Here is a 23,562-nt window from a genome sequence, read left to right as displayed (position 1 = left end):
CCGTCCTGGTTTACCCGGCGGCATCGCCTGCCGGGTCAACTCTTCAGATCAATTGAATGGTTTCTAGACGGCTTGCAGCTTTGCCGCCAGCTCGCCCAGTTGCTGCTTTTCATAAAACAGGTCTGGCATCAGTTTGGTGCCGAAGCGTTTGTTCACGCTGTCCGTCAGTTGCACCACCATGATCGAGTCCAGCCCCAGATCATGAACCTGCGCCGACTCGCCAATCTCCTGCGGCGCAAACCCCAGTTTGTGCTGCAACTCTTGCTGGATAAACGCGAGAATCCGCTCGCCGAGGGCGGATTCGCCATCACCGTCCTGCGCTGGCAAACGGGTGCTGACAGGCTGCGTCGTCGGCTCAGAAAATGGCCGAACGACTGCTGCAACGGTCCCTGCCAGCCACTGGTGATCGTGGCGGATATTGACCAGTTCCTGCGCGCCAAGATGCAGGCTGACCCGATCAGCCTTGAGGCAAATCCGCGCCTGCTCATCCAGCACCAGCACGCTGAACGCCAGTGCATCAGCGTTGAGTCCGATCTGCGTCAGGATCACCGAGAACTGGCCAGCAGGCTGCTCGTAGCAACACAGCTGCTCGATATTGCGCACGATGACCCGGCCTTGCGGCAGCCCCAGCTCTTCGAGCAACAGGTAAAACGCCTTGTCGAGGGTGGTCGCCAGATACGGCGACAGTTGAAGAGTGTCGGCATGGTGATTGTGCCGATTGACCGGTGGCCGGCCTTCCAGCAACAGGCCGCTGCGGCTGATGACCAACTCGCCCTGGTTGTCGAGGTACGGCGAAAAATCGTAACCGGCCTGCGCCAGTCGCTGGCTGACATCGGCGGCCCCCCTGTGCCCCGACCGGCCATTCAACAGCTCACTGGCCGCGTCCAGCAACGACTGCGCCAGTGCCGGTTCGTTGCCGGTCAACGGGTTGATCAGGGCAAAGCCCAGGTTGACCGACTGCTCGCCCTGACGCCGCACATCGAACTCCAGCTCCAGCTGCCCTTCGTCAATTTCCAGCAAGCGGTACGCCAGCCCGCTGACCGTCGCCCAGTCGGCGATAAAGTGCTCGAACGCGCAGGACACCGACAGCGTGCACCCGTCAAACCGCGACACCAGCGCCGGCATCGCCAGCGCGACGTCGGCAAAGTTGAAGGCGCTGATACGCTGCCCCTCTGGCGCCCGGTAAACGTAATCAAGCAATTGCGCCGGGACGAAGTCGGTGCGAAACAGCGCGCCCGATTGGGTTGTCGAGCAGTTCTCGGCCACCAGTGGGTGCAGTTTTCGGGTGAATGACAGTGGATTGATGATTGCCGACTCGTAGCCCGGCTCGGTGTACCAGCAGCGGTTCTTTTCGAAGGCGTAGACCGGCAGGCTGATGCGCTGCGGCTGCTGGCCATACAGGCCTGCCCAATCGACATTATTGTCGCCGCTCAGCCACTGGCTCAGCAGCGGCGCCAATGGGCCGTCCGTGTCTGGCAACTGCGCCGCATCGGTTTCCTGAAAGCGGTAGAACGTCGTGCTGCCATACCGCCCGTCGATACAGGCGGTCAGCGTGTCCAGCAGCGCCTGTCGGCTGTCGCAGCGGATGACCAAGCGGTTGCGCAGGTTGTTCTTGCCGACCTGCAGCGTATAGGCGATCTGCGCCAGCGACGCCTCGCTGCTCGCCAGCCAGTCCCTGAAGCAGGTCAGGTTTTCCACCAGCACCGAGAGCTTGTGCACCGAGAACACAAACGCCAGACGCTCGTCGGCAATCTGCCCGGCGCTGTCTGCTGACTGCGGATATTCCTCGACGATCATATGCGCGTTCATGCCGCCGGCGGCAATCGAGGTGAGTCCGGCCCGGCGTGGAAACTGTTGTTTTTCGCCGTTGATCACGCGCTCCGGGCGCCGCCATTGCGTCAACTGCTGCGGCACCATGAACGGCGTATCGGCGAAGTCGATGTCCTGATTGAGCAGGCCCGAATGGATCGACGGCGCAATCTGCCCGTGCTTGAGTTGCAACAGGGTCTTGGTCAGCCCGGCCACGCCCGATGCGGCCAACAGGTGGCCGATGTTCGACTTGATCGAGCCGAGGTAACAGAACTGCTTGTCGTCGGTGTCGCGGCTGAACGCGTTATTGAGCCCCAGTACTTCGATCGGATCCCCCAGCCGCGTGCCCGAACCATGCCCTTCGACATAGGAAATCGACGACGGGTGCACCTTGGCCTGCTCCATCGCCTGACGGATTGCCAGGGTTTGCAGGTCCGGGTTGGGCACGTTGAAACCGTTGCGTTCACCGGCATTGGTGATGGCCGAGCCCTTGATCACGCCGTAGATCTGATCGCGATCGGCAATCGCCCGGTCCAGGCGCTTGAGCAGCACCGCCCCGACCCCTTCGCCGATCACCGTGCCGTCGGCGCCCACCCCATAGCTGTTGACCGACTCGGAGGTGATCGAGGTGAAGTTGCCCTGTGAGGTATTGACCGCCGTATAGGGGTGGTACATCAGGTTCAGGCCGCCGGCCAGCACCATCATGGTCTCGTCGTGACGCAGCATCTGGAACGCGGTGTGGATGCAGGTCGAGGACGACGAGCACATGGTGTCGATAAACAGGCTCGGCCCGGTCAGGCCGTAGAAATAAGACACGGTCATCGGGATGGTGGCCATGCCCGAACCGGAGGCGATGGCGCCACCGGACAAATTGTGCTCGAAGCCGTAGTAGTGATAGTCGTTGGTCATGGCGCCCAGCAACACGCCGACGTTGCCGCCATAACGGCTTTGCAGGGTTTCACGCGAATAGCCGGCGTCTTCGAAGGTATGCACCGCCGCTTGAAGAAACAGCCTGACTTCCGGCGACATGTGATCGGCATAGACCTTGGGCATCTTGAAATAGCTGTAGTCGAACTTGTCCACGTCCTTGATGAAGGAGCCGTTGATGCAGGTGGTCTTGCCCAGCACGTCACGGTTCTTGTAGTAGAGCTTGCTGTGGTCCCAGCGCTCGGCAGGGAACTCGCTCATGCTGTCGACGCCGTTGGCGAGGTTCTGCCACAGCTGGTCCATGTTGTCCGCGCCGGGGTAATAACCGCCCAGGCCGATCACGGCGACGTATTGCGCCAGGTCGCTGTCTTCGACCTGCTCAGTGGAGGCAGGCGTGACAGGTGCGAAACGATTGAATACCGGCTCACTTGAAGGCGCCTGGACGACCGGCGCAGGCGCCGCCTGCGGCTCATCACCACCGAACATCGCGGCAAACCGGTCGCGATATTTCACCGCGAAATGATCGACCATGCCGGCAATGTTGACGTGCTCGAACAGCAGGGTCTTGGGCAGCGAGCCGAGGTGTTTTTCCAGCTCATTGGTCACGCCCACCGCCATGATCGAATCAAAGCCATAGGCCTCGAATTTTTCCGCCGGATGGATTTTCGCTGCGTCGATCTGGGTGACCTTGGCGATGATCCGGGTGACAAAGGTTTCGATGTGCTTTCGCAGTTCACTGTCGCTGAGGCTCGTCGTTGCGCTTGCCTGTTGCGACGCTGGTTTTGCCGCAGGTCGAGCAGGCGTTGTCTGGCCAATGCTCGCCAGCCGCGATGACTCGCCATACACCACCCAGGCCTGCGCGCTGACCGAGTGCGTCAACAGTTGCCGCAAGCTGTCGATACCTTCTTCCAGCGGCATGGGCACGATGCCGAACTGCTCGCGCATCTGCTGCTCGATCACCGGCGCCAGGCGCATGCCGCCGCCGCGCCACAGCGGCCAGTTGATGCTCAGCGAGCGCCCCTTGCGTTTGCCGTCGGCAGCAAGGTTCTGCCGGTAGTGCATGAACGCGTCCATCCAGGCATTGGCGCAGGCATAGTCCGCCTGCCCCAGATTGCCCAGAGCCGCCTGGGACGAACAGCACAGCAGAAAATCCAGTGGCCGCTCGCCGATGGCCCGATCCAGCGCCTCGATACCGGCGACTTTCGCCGCCAGCACCTGTTCGAAGTCACTGGCGGACTTGTGGATGATCAGGCTGTCGCGGATCACCCCGGCGCTGTGGATCACCCCGTGCAGTTCGCCCTGCTCGGCATAAATGCCGTCAATCCACTGCCTGACCGCCGCTGTGTCGCTGACATCCAGTGGCTGGTAAAGCACACGGGCGCCGAGCGCTTCCAGTTGCTCGAACTTTTGTTGCGCAGGCGCGCTCAGGACCGAGCGTCCCGCCAGGTACAGCACGGGGTTGCGGCAACTGCTGGCGATCTGTTCAGCGAAGATCAGACCGAGACCGCCGGCACCGCCCGTGATCGCATAGACACCGGCATCGCGAAATGGACCCGGCTCAGGGTGTGGCGCCGATTCTGCGGCCAGCTCGCGCCACTGACTGCCGTAGAGGCTGCCATTGGCGAAGATCCGCACCCGTTGCTGACAATGGAAGCGGCTCTGCTCGGCGATCACGAGACTCATCGCCGTGTCGCCCATGTCAGGGTCCACCGCCACCAGTCGGACCTTCAACTCGCAGTTTTCAATCATCGCGGTACTCAGCAACGCATCCAGTGCACTGAGGCGCAGGTCATCCTGGCCTTGGCCGACATACAGTTGCAGGTAGTCGCCCGCCTTGGCGTCCCGTTGCTGCAAGGACTTGAGCAGCGCCAGCGCCGCCGTCTGGTAAATCGCTGCACTGGTTTCGCCCGGCGCACCGGGCAAGACGCTGACCTGGCCGCCGAACTGCCGACGCAACTCGGCCACCACCGCATCCGGCAGTCCCAACAGCAACAGGTGTGGCCGAACATCAGCCGGCAGCGCTTCGCCGGGACTGTCGAGGGGCTGCCAGAACGGGGTGCGGATCAGGCGACCAAGGGCTTCGCCGGGCTGCGGCGTGACCTGGGCCGGTGTCTGTTCAGCGCCGGTCCGGCGCGAGCTGAAGCCCTCCAGTTGCAGCAGGCATTCGCCAGCGTGGTTGCAGATCTGCAGATCGATTTTCTCGATTGCCGCGCCGTCTGGCATTGCACGTCGAGTCGCGATTACCGTCAGCGGCCCGAGGCGCAGCGATTGTTCGACCGAGCCATACAGGCGCAGGCTTTCCAGGGCAAACGGCAGCGCCGGTTCGGCAGCAGCCTGTTGCCCGCTGCCCAGCGAGGCGGCGATGTGCAGCGCGCTGTCAAGGATGCCCGGAGGCAGCAGTACGCCGTCCATCTTCGGATCAAGCGCTGCGCCGGACAACTGGCCTAGTACCCGGTCACGACCGATGTGGATCTGCCCGGCCGCGCGAAAGCTTTTGCCGTAATGCACGCCAATGGCATCGAAGTCGCGATACAGCGCCTCATGGCTGCGCTCGCCGAGGTTGCAGGCAGCCGCCAGTTGCGCCAGCTCTAGCGCTGGCGGCGTGGCGGCGGCAACGGTTGCCAGCAGCGCGTCGCCTTGGGCGTGCAGTTGCTGCGCAGTGCCATCAAAGCTGTAAATCCTGAAGGACAGGCTGTCACCGGCGCTGGGCGTCAACTCACAGAACAGCTCGACCTCGCGAGTATCGCCGGCCACCGCAAAGGCCAGTGGCCGCAACCAGACCATGTTGCGCAACGTGATGTGCTGCACTGGCAGTTCACTGGCCCGGACAATCGCTTCGCGAGCCATTTCCAGATAAGCGGCGCCGGGGAAAATCAACTGCTCGCCGATCCGGTGATCGGCCAGAAACGTCTCGCGACCGCTGAAGCGGCTGACAAAACACTGACGTGCCAAGGTCGAGATATTGCGATGCAGCAACGGGTGCAGTCGCGCCACACCCGAGCCAGCATCGGGCTGTGAGCGCTGACGAACTTCGGGCCAATAACGCTCGCGGGCAAACGGATAACCCGGCAGCGATACACGCGGCGGCGTCGCCACAAACAGCCGCCGACCGTCGATGTCATAGCCTTGGCGATAACAGTCCGCCAGCCCTGACAACAGCTCGCGCAGCTCGTTTTCATCGGCACTGAGGCTGTCGTCCAGCAACTGCTCGATATAACGCGCAACGGTTTTTCGCGGGGCAAATTCGCGCTCGACTTCGCCGCCAAACAGGTTGGGCCGTTTTTCGCCGGCTAGATAACGTTGCAGGCCGTAGCGCGCTTCTTCCAGGTCCGCCGCCACCAAGGCCAGGCGATAACGGAAGTGGTGCCGGCCTTCGAGCAACGTATGGCTGATCGACGGCAACTGCTGATCAAGGTAACCGCCCTGCTCCAGCGCCACGTTCAATTGCGCGGCTTTTTCCTGCAAGGCTTCGGCGGTTTTGGCCGAGAGCACCAGCAGGTAGCAAGGTCGCCGTAGCGCCGCGTCATCGTGCTGTGGGCTGTAGCTTTGCAAGACGACGTGGACGTTGGTGCCGCTCATGCCGAATGCACTGACCGCGCCGATCCGCTCACGATCGCGTCCTGCCTGCGGCCAGGCCTTGTTGGCCTTGTTGACGTAGAACGGGCTCTGTTGCCACTGGATATAGTCGTTTTCCTGCTCGCAATGCAGGCTGGCCGGAATGGTTTCGTGGCGCAACGCCTGCAACAGGCTGATGACGCTGACCAGCCCCGAGGCGGCAAAAGTATGGCCCAGGTTGGTCTTGGTCGAGGTCAGCGCGCAATGGCCCGCCGTATTGCCCCGGAACGCATCGTTGAGGGCGTTGATTTCTACCGGATCACCCAGTTGGGTGCCAGTGCCGTGGGTGACGATGTAGTCCACCGCCTGGGTGTCGATTCCGGCGCGGCGATAAACGTCTTCCAGCAGGCGTTGCTGGGAAACGCCGCTGGGCGCGGTGATGCCGTTGGTCTTGCCGTCGTAGTTGATGCCGCTGGCGCGCAGAACCCCGTAGATGTGGTCGCCATCGGCCTCGGCCCGGGACAGCGGCTTGAGCAACACGCAGCACACTGCCTCGCCCGGCACCATGCCGTTGGCCCGGTGATCGAAGGTGAAGCATTTGCCATCCGGCGACAGCATTCCGGCCTGGGTCATGCCGATAAAGGCGTCTGGCGAGAAGATCAGATTGACGCCGGCGGCGATGACCAACTCGCATTCGTGGTTACGCAGGCTGGAGGCCGCCTGATGCAGCGCCACCAGCGCCGACGAGCAAGCAGTGTTGATTGCCATGGTCGGCCCGGTGAGATTCAGAAAATACGCCAGCCGCGACGCCAGAATACCGTTATGGCTGGAGGTCAGGCTCTCCTCACCAGCCAGTCGCTGGAAATCGCCCTCCTCGACGCCGACGAACATGCCGACCCGCTGCGCTGCCAACTGACGCGGGCCGATACCGGCGTCTTCCAGGGCGTTCCAGGACTCCTGCAACAGCAGACGCTGTCGGGGATCGAGGTTTTTTGCCTCACGCGGTGAAATCTCGAAAAACAGCGGATCAAATTCGTCGATCCCCGGCACGCTGCCCATCCAGATGCAGCGGGTCTTGGCCGGGTTCTCACGCGGGTCGCCATAATGCTCGCGCCAGTCGTAACGCTCAGCCGGTATTTCGCCGACCAGGTCGCGGCCTTCGGCCAGCAGTTGCCACAGCTCATCGGGCGTGCGGGCGCCGGGGAAGCGACCACTGATACCGATGATCGCGATGGCGTCGGTGTCCGGGCTTGAGGTGATGGTGCTAGTTGCCACGGGTACCGGTTCAGGCGCGCTGGCCACGGTACGCAAGTAGCAGGCCTCAACCGCTTGCCGATACTGCGCCAGCAAATGCCCGGCGAGTTTTGCCAGGGTCGAATGGCTGAAAAACACTTCCGGGGTCAACTTCAGGCCCAAGTGCCGGCTCAGCAGACCGGCATACTCCGCCAGGCTGATGGAGTCGAAACCGAAATCGGCCAGATTGGTGTCTTCGCCGAGCGTCTGCCGTTCGGCATTCAGCGGTCGGCTCGCCAGCTCCCGCAGGTCCCACAGCAGCGACTGCTCAAGGCTCAAACCCTTGAGTTCGGGACGGCTGTGCGCGGGGTTGCGTACCGGACTTACTGACGGTGTTTCAGCTGTGGCTTTTGGTGTCGGTTCATTGATCCCGGCGACCATCTGCTGCAACCGCGCCGGTTGCCCGGCCAGCACCAATACCTGCTCGACGTCGCTGCTGACAATCCGGCGCAGCAATGCCAGGCCTTCGGCGCTTTCCAGCATCCGCTGGCCGCTGGACGTGAGGTAGAACTCGGTCGACTCGCGCTCGCCCACCGCCATGCCGCCGTCACGCCACAGCGGCCAGTTGATCGCCACGACCCGCCGCGTGCGCCCGGTCTGGACATAACGCGCATAGGCCTGCTGGAAACGGTTGGCCATTGCGTAGCTGCATGCGCCCATATCCCCCAGCAACGCCGAGCTTGAGGAGAAATGGCAGATCAATGCCAGCGGTTGCGCCGACAGCACCTCGCCCAGCACCTGCGTGGCCTTGATCTTGGCGTTGAGCACCGCGTTGAAATCAGCCGCCGAACTGACAAATACACTGCCGCTGGCCTTGAGGCCGGCGGCATGGATCAGGCCGTCGATGGGCCCGCTTTGCGGCAGTATCTCGGCCAATGCAGCCGTCATCGCGATACGGTCGGCGCAATCGGCCTGCACATGGAAAATCTTGCAACGCTCATGGCTCAGCGCATCGATTCGCGCCTGTGTGGCCGTCGACAATGGCGAGCGACCGTTGAGCAGCAGATGCAGTTGACCGCTGCTGCGGTGCCTGGCCTGGTTCGACAGTTCGCTCGCCAGCAGCAAGCCCAGCTCGCCGAGTCCACCGGTGATCAGCAGCGTATTGAGTTGCTCCAGCGTCAGCGGCTCGACGGTGGGCTCGGCGAGGGTCGGCGTCAAGACAGGCCGCAGGCTCAGCATGTCCTGGTACAACCTGCTACCGGCCGCTTTGCCACTGAGTTGCAGCCACACACGGCGCAGCCAGCGACTGTCGTCGGCGTCACGGTGCGGCCAGTCGATGGCCACTTCGACAGGGCAATCCATCACCGCGCCAAGCGAGCGTTCGATGCCGATCCAGGACTCAAGGTGACAGCGTTCAAGCACATCGCCCGCCCGCCCAGCGAGCAGCAAGCGGTCGATGGGCGTTGCGGTGGCGGCCATGGCCTTGAGCAAGGCGACTATTGGGCTGCTGTCGCTGATCCAGCGTCGATCATCCATGCCCCACAAGTACAGAATCCGAAAACCATCGTGAGCGGACAGCGCCTGTTGCAGTCCTTGCTGCAACTGCTGCGGGTCGTGCGCCGCAACGCGGTAATGGCCCTCCTCGTCGCGGCCATTGGTGTCAGCGGCAGCGATAAAGACCAGCTCGGTGTGCGGGCTCAGAGCGTGGATTTCGCGGGCCAGTTGTTGGCGTAGACGAGGCTCAGTCAACAGGCAGATCACCCGTTTGATCCCGGTCCCCCCAACCGGCTCCTCAACCGAAAGCCATTGCTCGGTGTACGTGAGCAACGTGCCTTCTGCCACGGCGGGTATCGTCGGTGCTTCCAGCCAGTGGCGTTCCTTGGCAAAGGCATAACACGGCAGGCTGATGCGTGCAGGATGCCGGTTCGCGCTATAGAGCTGCGCCCAGTCGATAGTGTCCTCATCGTCAGCACCCGCGAGCCACAGCGCTGCCAGTTGCCGCAGGTCAGCGGCAGCCAGGGCCTGCTCGGCGCTCATGACCGGCGCGGCAACGACGCCACCGCGCTCGCCCGCGATCCAGGCTTGCAGTTGGTGTTGCAACTGTTCAAGGCTGTCGACCGTAAAAATCGCCCGCACCGCCATCGCCTCCCGCCCGGTTTGCAGGGTGTACGCCAGTGCGGCGAGGTCCGGCGTGTGTTGCTTCAGGTGGTCCAGCAACCGCAGCACCTGCTCTTGCAGACGTTGTTCATTGCGTGCGGACAGCGGCACCAGCACCTGCTGGCCCTGATGCGTGGCGAACGCGCGTTGCTCGCGATATTCCTCCAGCACCGCATGGGCGTTGGTGCCGGAAAAACCGAAGGAGCTGATTCCAGCTCGTCGCGGTGTGTCTTGTTCCGGCCAGTCACGGCCCTCGGTGTCGATCAGCAACGGTGAGTCTTCGAGCTTGATGTGGGCGTTCTGCTCCTTGAAATGCCCCAGCGCCGGCAGTTTCCTGTGTTTCATCTGCTGCAACACTTTGAGCACCCCGGCGATGCCCGCTGCACCCTCGGTGTGACCGATGTTGGCCTTGACCGAGCCGATATGGCAGAAGCCCCGGTCGTCGGTATAGCGCGCAAAGGCGCGTTTGAGTGCATTGATCTCGATCGGATCGCCGAGTCGGGTGCCGGTGCCGTGGGCCTCTATGTAGCTCAGGGTGCGCGGATCGATCCCGGCGTTCTGCCAGGCATGCACGATCACGTTTTCCTCGCCTGCCACACTTGGCGCCGTCAGCGAAGGTGTGTAACCGCCATGCAGCGCCGCCGAGCCCTTGATCACACCATGGATCGGGTCGCCATCGGCCAGTGCCTGTGCCAGCGGTTTGAGCAGCAGCGTGGCCACGCATTCACCCGGCACATAGCCGTCGGCGCGGGCGTCGAAGGTGTGGCAACGCCCCGTCGGTGACAGCGCGCGGATCGCCGAAAAATAGCGGTAGTGCCAGGACGACAGCAGCAAGTTACTGCCACCGACAAAGGCCATCCCGCACTCGCCGTTGCGCAACGCCACGCAGGCAGCGTGCAACGCGACCAGCGACGACGAGCAGGCGGTGTTGAACATCAGGCTCGGGCCTTTGAAGTCGAACCAGAATGAGATCCGGTTGGCCGCGATGGTGCCGCTGCCGGTGGCGATGTACGGGTCCATCGGCAGGCCGAGTTCGCTGATCTTGTCGACGTACTCGTTGAAGCACGAACCGATAAACACGCCGGTATTGCTGCCGCGCAAGCGCTGGATCACCCCGGCATTCTCGGCGCTGCTGTAGGCGCTTTGCAGCAGCAGGCGCACTTGCGGGTCCATCCACTGGGCTTCGCGGCGCGACATGTTGAAAAAGCCGGCGTCGAATTTGTCGACGTCGTCGATGAAACTGCCCCAGCGTGAATAGGTTTTGTCTTTGGCCTCGGGATCGGCATCGAACCAGGGCGCGATGTCCCAGTGGTCCGCCGGCACCTGTTTGATCAGTTCAAGGTCTTGCCAGATGTTGCGCCAGAACTGATCCAGATCGGCGGCCTCGCCGAACTGCCCGTACATGCCGATGATGGCGATATCAGTCTGCGGCTGTTCAGCCCTAAGCTCGGTCATGGGGCCGGTCGTGAGGCCGGGTTCAGTCACCGGGGCAACCTCGCTCGTCTTGCCCTGCTCGCCCAGCAACGGGCTGAACGCCATGCGGTGCTCCTGCCAGAGAAACGTTGCCAGTTCAGCGATGCTCGGGTATTCAAAAAACACCGTGGGTTCGAGCTCGATCAGCGCTGCGCTGGCGATTCGCTGCGCCAGATTGACCAGTTGCATGGACTCTAGCCCCAGGTCCATCAGGTTGCGCTGGCGTTGTTTTTTACCGACCTGACTGGCGCCGATGGCGTGCAACTGGGCCAGCAAATAGTCTTCGAGCGCAGCGCTGCTGCCGGTAATCTCTACGGCGTGCGGCTCAGCCTGATCAACCAGACTGGCACCGCGCAGCCGCTTCAACGAGCAGCCATTGAACTGGGCAATCAATGCGCCGTCGTCGCCATACAGCTCGGCGTCAAACAACACCAGTTCGCCGGAGTTCTTCACCAGACGGGCATGGATCCAGCCGGTTGCCGGTGCCTGGCGCTGATGAAACGTCAGGGATTTGATGCCCAGGGGAATGTAATGACTGGCAAGTTGTTCCCCGGCCAGCAGTGGGACGATGGTCAGGAAAGCGCTGTTGATCAGCAATGGATGCAAACCGTACTGGCGCGCATCGCTCAGCGACACCCGTGACAGTGCCTGACTGCGGTCCGCTTGCTGGTAGAGCGCTTGCAGCGTGCGATAACTCTCACCAATGTGGATCTGCTCGCTGATCTGGTAGATCGATGCCAGTTCCACCGCCGTCATCCCGGCCATGAGTTCAGCAGGTGCTACTTGCTGGCGTTCGACAGCGACCGCCGACAATTCGCCACTGGCCACGACTTGCCAGGGCGCCAGCGGCGTGCGCCGGCATACCGCCTCGAAGCCAGGCTGAGCGGCACGGATCGCCACTTCAAGCTGCTCGCCTTCGGCCAGGGCCATCGGTGCGGCAAACGTCAGTTTTTTCAGTTGCAGCGCTTCGCCGTCGGCGAGTTGACCCAGGCCGTGCTCCAGCGCCAGGCTGGCATAGGTCAGCCCCAACAGGATCTGCTGGCGATTGAACTGGTGATCGCGCAGGCACGGCTCGTCATGGCGATAGACAGCGGCAGCGATCAGTCCGGCGCTGGCCGGGGGCGCCTCGATCAGACGCGGTGCGGCATCGTGGCGAGCGTCGACCCTGAGCTTCTCGAATTCCAGCGCCGCTTGTTCGATGCTGATTTCCTGCCGTTGGATCTTGCCGTGCAGAACCCTGATTTTACTGTCCACTGCTTTCTCCAATCCCTGGTTCTGATAGTGCTGCAATACCGAAATACGATGTGCGCCCTGCCCGATCAGGCGCCGCTGAAGTCGAGGAAGGCTTTGTTCGAGGGCCGCAAAAATGGCAGATAGGCCGGCGGCGGCATCTTGCCCACCAGCCGTGGCGTGAGGCCCTTGGGCCCCAGCTCACGAGCCAGCATCGCGATAAACAGGGTGATTTCCAGCGCCGCGACATGTCGCCCGAGGCACGCGTGCGGACCTCCGCCGAACTGGCAGGTTTCCACCTGGTTCAGCGCACGGTCCAGGCCCAGCCAGCGTTCCGGCCGCCAGCTGTCGGGATCGGGGTAGCGTTCGGGGTTGCGTGAAACATGCAGCAGGCTGACCCCGGCCATCACCCCGGCCGGGATGGTGTGGCCCATCAATTCGAACGCAGTGTGCACCTTACGCATTTCAAACGGTGCCGGTGGATAGAGGCGCATGGTTTCGCGGAATATCCCTTCGGCCAGCGGCACCTGTTTGACCAGTTCCTCGTGGGTAACGGGCATGCTGTCCAGGCCCGCGACCTGCTCGCACAACTGCTGCCAGACGTGCGGATGCTGCGACAGCATTAGCGCCGACCAGGCCATCACGGCGGCGGTGGTTTCCGAACCGGCAAAGCCCAGACCGAGGATGTTGTGCACCAGTTCAACTTCGGACATGCCGTTACCGTGGTCATCGCGGCCAAAGATCATCGCCCCGACCAGACTGTCGTGGTCATTGTTGGCCCGTGTGGTGGCGACAATCTGCGCCACCCGCTGCTCCAGCCAGCCCCGCGCCTTGCGGCAGCGCCAGGCCGGGAAACCGGGCAGGTTGACCTTCAACGGAATCATGCCCAGGAAAAACTCTTCGTACTGGTGACGCCACACTTCCAGCTCGTGGGTTTCAATGCCCAGAATGCGAAATACCACTTCGAGGGCGATGTCCTTGGTCTGCGGAAAAATCGCCAGTTTGTTCTCGCGGCTCCAGTGCTTGAGCCGTTGATCGATGGTTTCCACGATGAACTGGCCGACCTGGGCGCGGGTCAGCCCCTTGGGGGTAAACGCATCGGTACTGGCGCGCCGCGCATTGCGGTGGCGCGGGCCATCGAACGCGTTCATGGCCTCGCCGGTAATCACCGGCATCTGTTCGCGCAGGAACGAATTGTCGGTGTATTTGTTCTGCAGGATCGCCAGGCCGGCCTCGTCGAGGATTTGGAGTACCGGCAACTGGGTGCCGAAGTAGGTCCAGAAGATCGGCCCGCACGTGGCCTCGGCCTGACGCAATTCACCGAGCGCATCCTTGCCGATCTTGTGCACATGACCGAGCAAGGGAATTTTGCCAGGCATGACCGGAAAACCGTCTTTCATTTTCACGTTGGCGGCAATCGGATGGGCGACCTTGTACGCGTGTTGACCGGCGACTGCGTCACTTTGCGTGGGTGTGTCGGTGTCTTGTATCTGGCTCATAACGTTCCCTGTTCATTGCTTGAGGTGGTGAGCAGTCGTTCAAATTGTGCGGCGTCCAGCTCGCCGCAACTGATGCGCCGATACAGTTCGCTGGAGAACAACGCGGGTGGCGTTCTGCCGGATTTCGGCGACGCCAGTGGATGCTCAAACTCATAACCGGGCAGCGCCATTCGATTGCCGCCGCTCGGGTACAGCGCCGGGATATCCAGCCCGGCACCGCGACTCCAGGCTTCGCCCCTTTGCATCAGTGACCCCGACGCGGTCCCAGGCTCGCCCTCTTCAATGCCATCAACCGGTGATAGCCAACAGCCGCTATCTGGTGTGCCCGCCAACAGCAATTGCAAGCGTGCCCGCAGTTGCTGTTTGTCGCCGACCACCAACGCGGCGCGGTGGGCCAGACGGTGTTCACGCAGGGCTAAACTGTAGGCCAGATCTGACAGATCGAAAGTCGAATTCGCATCGATTAAGGTCTGGAGTTTTTTCAGATAGGCCAAGAGGCTGCCCCGGCTGGCTGCGGCGACAATCAACAGTTGCTCACCGCCTGTGTTTCTGAACGTTGCCCGACTCCCCTGATACTCCTCGACCACCAGACTGGCGTAAGTTCCGCCAGCCCCAAAAGAATTGATCAGGCAACGGCGCGGCTGACCGTTGCCATCAGCCGTCCAGGGCGAAGCGTGTTGTTGCAAATAAAAGGCGCTGCCCTCCAGGCGAATATGCGGGTTCAGCGGTTCGGCATTGATCGAAGGCGCCAACTGCTGATGTTGCAGTTGCAGCAACACTTTGGTCAGTTGGGAAATTCCCGACGCCGCCTCAAGGTGACCGATATTGGACTTCACCGTGCCCAGCGCACAGCTGCCGGGCGGCAGTTCACCGAAGACCTTTTTCAACGCGGCCACTTCAATCGGGTCGCCGAGTTCCGAGCCGTTGGCCGCCGCTTCAACGTAGTTGATCTGCGCGGGTTGCAGGCCTGCGCGCTTGATGGTCTCGGCGATCAAGCGGGTTTGCTGGCGGGTGTTGGGCGCCGAGTACATCAGTTTGCCGCCGCCATGATTAACACTGGAGCTCTTGATCACCCCGTAGATCCGGTCGCCATCGGCCACTGCCGCCGCCAATGGTTTGAGCAGCACGGCGCCGGCGCCTTCACCCGGCAGCATGCCGTCGCTCTGGCCGAAGCCGCGGCTCAGGTCCGAACTGCCGAGGAAACTGGCCAGTTTGAGGGTCTGGTATCGGGACGGATCGAGGATCAGATTGACGCCGCCAGCCATCGCCATCGCACAGTCGCCGGCCAAAATGCTCTGGCAGGCCAAGTGGATCGCCGACATCGAACTGGCGCACGCCGTGTTGACCGCCAGGCTCGGGCCCTTGAGATCGAAGCAGTGAGAAATCCGGTTGGGGATCTGCCAGTCGGTGACATTGGCCGTGATCACCGCATGCGCAGGATCGCTCTCGCGCAGCGGCGACGGGTTGTACATCGAACCGATAAACACCCCGACCGCCGCCGTATCGCCCTGCTGGAACCGGGCCAGCGCATCGCTGTTGTAACCGGCACTCTCGAAGGTCAGCCAGGCCACTTCGAGCATCTGCCGCAGCTCTGGCGAAACGTGCTGCACCTCGGCGTCTCCGATGCCGAACAGGCCATGATCAAAGGCCTCGACCTGTTCGAGGAAGCCACCGTAGTAGCGCTCATCGCCGTTCGAGGCCATTGACCAGCGTTGACCATCGGCCTCGCTGACGCAGTTGCGACCGTTGCGCAGGTTGTCCCAGAAGGCGTCCAGATCAGCCGCCATCGGGTAGCGGCCATTGACCCCGATAATCGCGATGTCGCGGTTCGCTGCCTGCGCCTCAACGCTGGCTGACGGTTGCGGCGCGGGCCTGACCGGGGCGTGACGACTGACCGCGAGCGGCGCAACCGACTGCACTGCCACCGACCGCTCAACCTGCTGCACGGGTGCAAAATAGCTGGTCAGCGCAGGCCGATGTTCGGCCAGCAGGTAATTCGTCAGCTGATTGATGGTGTTGTGTTCGAACAGAATGGTGCGCGACAGCTCGCCGGTGCTTTTCTCCAGCGCCTGAATCAGGCTGATCTGCAAGATGGAATCGATGCCGTAGCGATCGAACGCAGTGTCGCGCTGCAAACGCTCAGGTGCCATGTTCAACAGCTTCGACAGCACCTCGGTGATCAGTTGCCGGCATTGCCCCGCCAGCACTTCTTCATTGATCGCTGCTTTCACAACAGGACGTGGAGCCTGCGGTTCGACGACCACCGCGACAGCAGCAGCCCGCGCCGGCAGGCACACCACACCATCGCTGGCGGCGACGACTATCTGCTGGCCCAACGAATGACTGGCCGAGGCCGGGAAGGCAATGCTGTCAAAGCCCTGCGCCTGCAACAGTTGCCGCCAGCGCTCGGGATACAGACCGGGGCATCCGGGAATGCGCAGCGGCGTGTCGTTATGCAACCACCAGCCTTCGAGCAGGCCGAAGGTCAGGTGGGTGAACATCGAACGGTCGCTGATTTCATTGAGCAACAGCAGGCCGCCCTGGCGCAGCGCGGTCTTGGCGTTTTGCAGCGTGCGCCGCAGGTCCGGCGTTGCGTGCAGCACGTTGGTGGCGATCACCAAGTCATAGTGTTGCAGGCTGATGCCCTGCTCGGCGCAGGGTTGGCCGACATCGAAAATCGCCGTGCGCAGGTAAGGCGCCTGGGGCGCGAAATGCGTTTCGGCATGGCGCAGGAACGCCTGGGACACGTCGGTGTAGCAGTATTCAACGATCCCTTGTTGCCACGGGCGCAGCGTGTCGATCAGCCCGGCGGTGGTGCCGCCCGTGCCAGCGCCGATTTCCAGAATCCGCAACGGCCTGCCGCTCTGCGCCTGACGGCGAGCGACATCGGCCACCACCTCGCCGAGCACGGCGTTGAAGTAGTCGCAGACCCGGTTGTTTTTGTAGATGCCCTCCACCAGCGCCATCGAACCGTCGGGGAACATCACCCCGGTAGCCGGCTGCTCGCCGCGCAGGATCGCCGGCAGCGCACGGGCGCAGGTTTGCACCAATTGCAACTGAGCGTGCAGATCGGCGTCGCGGCGCCACTGCTCGCTGGCCTGTTGCCATTGCGACCAGAGCGTTGCCGGCTCAGGCAGGGCCGACAACAACTGGCCGTGTGCGTCGATATCAGCATTCTCAGTCAACAAGCGCAGGCTTTCACGCAGCCAGCGACGGTAGAACGGATGGGCTTGCAGATTGGCCGCCACGGCCGGCTCGGCGGCGATCCGTTGCTCGGTCAGCGGTCCGCCAGCAGCCAGTTCACCGAGGCAGGCGAAGGTCTGCGCCAGCAACAGCCGGTTCATCTCGTTGGCCGCCGGGTGATGTTGCGGCGCCGGAGCGCAGTGCCGGACGACCTGCGCCCAGTCATCGGACGCCAGTGATTCCTGCGCCGGGTAGCAATCGATTCGCCAGCCGCTGTCGATGCCGGCGATGGCCATCGGCTCCAGCAACTTGATCAGCCCCAACTGCGGCAAGGGACTGGCCAGCAACCGGTCCAGCGCCGCCATGCCCTCTTGCGGTTCAATCGAGCCCAGGCCCTGCGCCGCCATCCGCGCCCGGTAACCCGCATCGGCAACCACGCCCACCGAGCCCCAATAGCCCCAGTTGATGACCTTGACCGGGCATGGACCGTGCTGACCGAGCTGCGCGGCAAAGGCGTCGGCAAAGGCGCAGCCAGCGGCGTAGTTGCCCTGGCCGGCGGCTCGGCTGAAGGCAATCATGGAGGAGAAAAACAGCACGAAGTCCAGCGCCGGGTTGTCCGCCGCCGTACAGACCTGGGCCATGGCGAGACTGGTCAGGCGCTTGGCGTCGAACGCGGCGCTGAACTGCGCCTCGTCCATCTGCGCAAGCCGCGCATCATTCAGAACCAGCGCCGAATGCACCCAGCCATTGATCGGCCCGCAGGTCTCGAGCACTTGCTGCCTGGCCCATGTCAGTTGCCCGGCATCGGTAGCGTCGGCCTGGAGATACAGCGGCGCCGCCGCATTGTGTTGGCGGGCAAACTGCGCCAACGTCGCGAGTTTTTGATTGATCTGATCGTCAGCAACGCGGCGGCCCAGCCAGACCACTTGCGCACGCCAATGGCTGATCAGATGGCGAGTCCACACTTCGCCAATACCACCGGCGCCGCCGATCACCACGTACACGCCGCCCTCGCGGTAATGCACAGCGCCAGCGTCTGTTGGCACACCCTCGGCCAGCGGCAACAAGCGTTGGCGAAACCATTCACCCTGACGCCAGGCCAGGCATTCAGCGGGCAATGTTGGCTCGGGCATTGTCTGTGGCAGCGGTTGGCCGTCCGCTGGCAGATCGATCAGCTCAACCCGCCATTGCTCCTGTTCCTTGGCCAACGACCCGGCCAGGCCATGACAAGCCCCCTGCTCCGGCACCAACGGTTCGTCGGGACGCAGGGAAATGCTGGCAGTGAAGATCAGTTGCAGGTGCAACGCTTGTTGGGCCAAACCCAGCTGCAACAGCGCCTTGATCATGCGGAACAGCATCAGCGTGCTGTGCTCCGCTGGCGCCAGCCAGATCAGGCGTTGGAACGGTGCGCAGGCCGACAACTGGGCGGCGATCCCATCGATAGTGGATGACGGCGACGGAAGAAACTCGATCTGTGGATGTAACCCGGCCAGCCAGTCATGGCGCTCACTGGATGCGCCAATGGCCAACGTGGGCAACGCTTTCGCTGACATCGACGGGCTATCGGCGATAACCCATTGAGGCGCCAGCAGGCTCAGGCCCGCCGGCAGCAACTGATCGGTGGGACGTTCACGCCCGGTCCGAATGGGCCGCGAGCTGAACCCGCGTAACGCCACGGCAATCTGCCCGTGCTCATCGCACAGATCGATATCGATCCGTTGCACCGCGCTACCCGCATTGCGCCCATCGACGCTGATCAGTGCCCACATCTGCGGCTGGCAACGCCCGAAGACGTTCAGTTGCTCAAGGGCAAAGGGCAACAGCGTCTCGCCAGTCCCGTCGCGGTTTTGCAGCAGGCCAATCGAAGCCTGCACGGCGGAATCGAGCATGCCCGGATGCAGCACCCAATCACCCTCAAACAACCCCGGCGCCAGTTCAAGCCGGGCCAATACCCGGCCCTCACCCAGCCACAGACGCGAAACACCGCGATGGCCGGGACCGTAGTGGATGCCCATCGCTTCAAACAGCGGATACAGCTCGGCCGCTTCAAGGCTGCGCTGCCAGGGCGCGGCGCAGAGAGTGTCGAGATCCAGCGGTTGCACATGGCCTGCCGGGATCACCTGCGCACTGCCCTTGCAGTGCTCCAGCGCTACACCGTCAGCTTGCGAGTAAATCCTGAAGTCGACCTTCTGCTGTTCCAGCGTCAATTCGATACGCAGTTCGTTGTGCTGCGGCGTCGGCGTGTAAGGCGTGAGCCAGACGATGTTCTTCAATTGCAGCAAGCCGGCATCCAGTACCTGCGCATCCAGCGACCGGGCAATCGCCGCCCGGGCCATTTCCAGATAACCGACGCCGGGCATGGTGTTGCGGCTGTCGACCTGATGCTCGGCAAACCAACTCTCGTCGCCCTGCCAACGGCTGCTGAAACGTTGCTGATAAAAATCCGAGGTATTGCGTTCGAGCATCGGGTGCAGCCACACGCCACCTTGAACGCGGCTGGCCACCTGGCTGGTGGCTAGGTCCGTGACCCAGTAGCGCTCCTCGGCAAAGGGATAACCCGGCAGGCTGAGGCGGCGCATCGGCCGAGCGTCACGGTAGAACTGACGCCAGTCGATCATCAGGCCCTGCGCCCACAACCCCAGTAACTTGTGGTACTTGCGTTTGTCGATCCAGGCCGCCAGCGCGGCGGCCATGTCCTCGTCCTGACGAAACAGCGCCAGTGCCGGATTATCGCCTTCGCTGGTGCCGCGATAGAGCGCCTTGCCGGTCGCCGCGAAGTCGCTGAGCTGGCGTTGCAGATCGCCCAGGGAATCGCTCAACAGCGCCACCCGCTCCTGCATCACATCGCGGCCCACTTGCAGCGTATACGCCAGATCATCGAGGTAGCGCGGGTCTTGCGCTGGCGCGGTGGCGATGAAATCTGCCAGGCGACGGGCAGACTCACGCAGCCGTTCCGGGTTTTTGGCCGACAGCAGAAACGCTCGTACGCCTGAAGTCGCTTCGTTGCGAGCTTGCTGTGGCGCGCAATATTCCTCCAGCAGAATATGCGCATTCGCGCCGCCAAAACCGAACGAGCTGACGCCCGCCCGGCGCGGCAATTCATGGCCGTGGCGGTCTTTGAGGACAGCCCAGGGACGGCTTTGCTGGACCACATAAAACGGGCTGTCATCGAGCTCAATATAAGGGTTGAGCTGTTCGCAGTGCAGGCTCTTGAACAGGGTCTTGTGCTTGAGTTGCAGCAGGACCTTGATCACTCCGGCAATCCCGGCCGCCAGTTCCAGGTGGCCGATGTTCGACTTCACCGAACCAACGCCGCAATAACCCTGCCCCGGCGCCTCGCTGCTCAGCTCTTCAGCCAGTTCGCGGAAGGCCATTTTCAGGCCGTTGATTTCAATCGGGTCGCCCAGCTCCGTACCGGTGCCATGGGCCTCGATGTAGCCGACACTGCGCGGATCGACCCCGGCCTTGCGCCAAGCCGACTTCAGCAGCTCGGCCTGGGCCCGGGGGTTGGGTGCGGTCAGCGAGTTGGCTTTGCCACCGTGGTTTTCCGCGGTGCTGCGGATCAGCGCATAAATGTGGTCGCCATCGGCTTCGGCCTGGGCGCGTTTTTTCAGCACGATCATCCCGACGCCTTCGCCACGGGCATAGCCGTTGGCCTGGGCCGAGAAGGTCTTGCTGCGCCCGTCCAGCGCCAGCATGCCAGCCTTGCTGAAGCTGATCTGCGCCTCGGGCGCGATCAATGTGTTGACGCCGCCAACCACCGCCATCCGGCAATCACCGCTGCGCATCGCCTGGACCGCGCGGTGGATCGCCACCAGCGACGACGAGCAGGCGGTTTCCACCGGTTCGCTGGGGCCGTGGAAATCCAGCAGGAAACTCATGCGGTTGGGGCCGACCGAGGGCACCATCGCCGTGGCGCTATAGCCTTCGACCGGTACGCCGGCCTTGGCGATCAGGCTGCTGTAGCCGGTCACCCCGGTGCCGACGAAAATTCCGGTGTCGCTGCCCGCCAGATCAGCGGTGGCGTAGCCGGCGTCTTCGATGGCCAGCCACACGTACGTCATCAGCAGGCGCTGCTGCGGGTCCATCAATTGTGCTTCGCGTGGCGAGATGGCGAAGAACAGCGGATCAAAGTGATCGACGCCGTGAATAAAGCCGCCCCACTTGACGTTGGTCTTGTCGACCTCGCGGTGCGGATCGCCGTAGTACTGGCGCCAGTCCCAGCGGTTGGCGGGAATCTCGCTGATGCAGTCGCGTCCGTCGTTGAGATTATGGAAAAACTGCTCGACGTCATCAGCCATCGGGAAACGTCCACTGACGCCGATCACCGCGATGTCATCATCGGCTTCGGTTGCAGGCGGTTTAGTCAGGGCAACGCTGGCGGTTGGCAGCGGGCGCGAGGCTGCTGCCTGCGGCTGTGTTTGCCGGGGTTGCACTACCGGCGGCATTGTTTGCGGCGCGAGTCTGGCGGCCAGCGCGCTGCGGTGCTCGCGTTCCAGGTACGCGGCGAAACGGCCGACCGTGGCGTGTTCGAAAAAAATCGTCGGCGCCAGATTGAGTCGCCATTGCTGTTTCAGTGTGTTGGCCAGCGTGGTCAGGCTGATCGAGTCGAAGCCGTACTGACTGAACTCCACATCGAGCCGGATTTCGCCAGCGGGGATTTTCATCTGCGTGGACACCAGCTCGATCAATGCCCGGTGCAGTGCTTCGGTCAATGGTGCGTCGCTGTTGGGGGCAACCTGCGAAACGGGCTGCGGTATTGAGACCTGAGTGGCGCCGCTGACCAACGCGGTAATCGGCTCGCGCCGACCGTGCATCACCAGCACCTGCGGCAGCGCCAGCGCCACGCATTGGCGCAGGGCGTGAGTCCCGGCGTTGCTCGGCATGGCGACCATGCCGGTGCTGTGCGCCATCTGCTGCGCGGTCGCTTCATCGACCTGCATACCGCCCTCTTTCCACAGCGGCCAGTTGATCGCCAGGCTCTGACCACGGCGCAGACCTTGGGCGGTCAATTGGTTGCGATACACGGCGTAGCGGTCGACAAAAGCGTTGGCTGCCGCGTAGTCGGCCTGACCGGCATTGCCGACGACGCCGGTGCCGGAGGAAAAACAGATCCAGAAATCCAGCGCCAATCCGGCGGTGGCCAGGTCCAGGTTGCGGGTGCCGGCCACCTTGGCCGCCATCACCTGTTTCAGTGCGTCATCCTGTTTGTTGATCAGCAGGCTGTCGCGGATCACCCCGGCGCTGTGCAGCACGCCGTTGAGGCCATGATGCCCGGCGACAATCCCGTCGATCAGGCGCTGCACCGCCTCGGCGTCGCTGACATCCAGCTGGCGGTATTCGATCTGGTTGCGGCCCGGGTCAATTCCGGCCAGCAGGTGCGGGGCCAGCGCTGAACGGCCAGTGAGAATCAAGGTGGCATCGCTGACACTGGCGGCGATGGCCTGGGCGAACAGCCGGCCGAGGCCGCCGAGGCCACCGGTAATCAGGTACACACCACGGTCCTTCCACGGAGCGTCAATCGCCAGATCGACCGCCGGGCAAGGACGCCAGTGTTGCACTTGGCGACGACCCGCCTGGTAGCGAATCCCGACATCGCCGGCAGCGGCGTTGTCCGCTAGCCGTTGCACCAGTGATTGCTGTTCGTCCAGCTCAATCACCTGGCCGGTCACGTCCGGCACTTCCAGCTGCAAACTGCGCAGCATCGCCGCGAGGCCGCCGATCATCCGGTCGTTATTCGGGTTATGCACGGCGAGCTGCAGTAACCGCCGTCCGCCGCCCGCACCGAGCAGCAACCGGATTTGCTGCAACAGCGCGAGTGCCGTCTGCTGATAATCAACGGCGCAATCCTGCTCGGGAACGTCCAGCACCGTGCAGCAGCCAGCGGCCAGTTGTTGCACCTCGGCGGTGATCGTTGAATCAAAGCCACTCAGCAGGATCAGGCGCTGGCTGAAGTTCGGCGCTTGAGCCAATGGCGGCACCTCATCAATCCACTGTGGCTGGAACAGCAGGGTTTCCATCAGCGGCTGGTCGCTGGTTGCCGGTTCGGTCGGGTTTCCCAGCACGCGCGAAGTGAAACCCTGCATCAACACACAAAGCTTGCCCTGCTGATCGAACAGCTCGATGTTCAAGCGCTGCAAACCGCTGTCGGCCTGCTGATCGTCGCGGCGTTCGGCGTAGCTCACCCGGGCCCACATCGATTCGCTGCAACGATCCAGAATCTGCAAGCTTTCAAGGGCAAACGGCAGTGTCGGGCGCGTCAACGGCGGCAGGTGCTGCCGCTCGTCTTCACTCAGCACCACCTCGGCACCGAGACTCAGGGCGATGGCCGCCTGTAGCGCCGAATCCATCAGCGACGGGTGCAGCACATAGTCCTCCAGGCTGTCGCGCTGGCAGGCGGGCAGCAACAGTTGCGCCAACACCTCGCCCCGCCCGAGGTCCACCGCTTGCAGGCCCTGATAGGCCGGGCCGTGCTCGAACGTCATCGCCTGATAGG

At 63.0% G+C, this 23,562-nt stretch carries 3 protein-coding genes (1 of these 3 running past the window's edge); all 3 read right to left on the bottom strand.

Going from position 1 to position 23,562, the window contains the following annotated elements; translation table 11 throughout:
* Nucleotides 1–63: 63 nt before the first annotated feature.
* A complete protein-coding gene (locus tag QMK51_RS12060) occupies nucleotides 64–12,408 on the bottom strand; it encodes an SDR family NAD(P)-dependent oxidoreductase (RefSeq protein ID WP_320394175.1) in 12,345 nt (4,114 codons plus the stop codon).
* A 65-nt stretch (nucleotides 12,409–12,473) separates the two neighbouring features.
* Nucleotides 12,474–13,883, bottom strand: coding sequence for a cytochrome P450 (locus tag QMK51_RS12055; protein WP_320394174.1), 1,410 nt, complete (start codon nucleotides 13,881–13,883; stop codon nucleotides 12,474–12,476).
* Nucleotides 13,880–23,562, bottom strand: the 3' portion of a protein-coding gene (locus tag QMK51_RS12050; RefSeq protein ID WP_320394173.1) for an SDR family NAD(P)-dependent oxidoreductase. Its footprint extends 2,377 nt past the window's final position; only the last 9,683 of its 12,060 coding nucleotides appear in the window; its start codon lies off the right edge, out of view; its stop codon occupies nucleotides 13,880–13,882. Before QMK51_RS12050 ends, QMK51_RS12055 begins: the two co-directional genes overlap by 4 nt.

The organism is Pseudomonas sp. P9_31 (assembly GCF_034008235.1).
In the GTDB taxonomy this organism is placed as follows: domain Bacteria; phylum Pseudomonadota; class Gammaproteobacteria; order Pseudomonadales; family Pseudomonadaceae; genus Aquipseudomonas.
The sequence above is the reverse complement of the archived record's forward strand: the minus strand, read 5'-3'. Positions and strand labels throughout refer to the sequence as shown.

Coding starts and splice junctions, on each gene's coding strand:
- QMK51_RS12055 (WP_320394174.1), bottom strand. CDS start 13,883: ATGAGCCAGATACAAGACACCGACACACCCACGCAAAGTGACGCAGTC.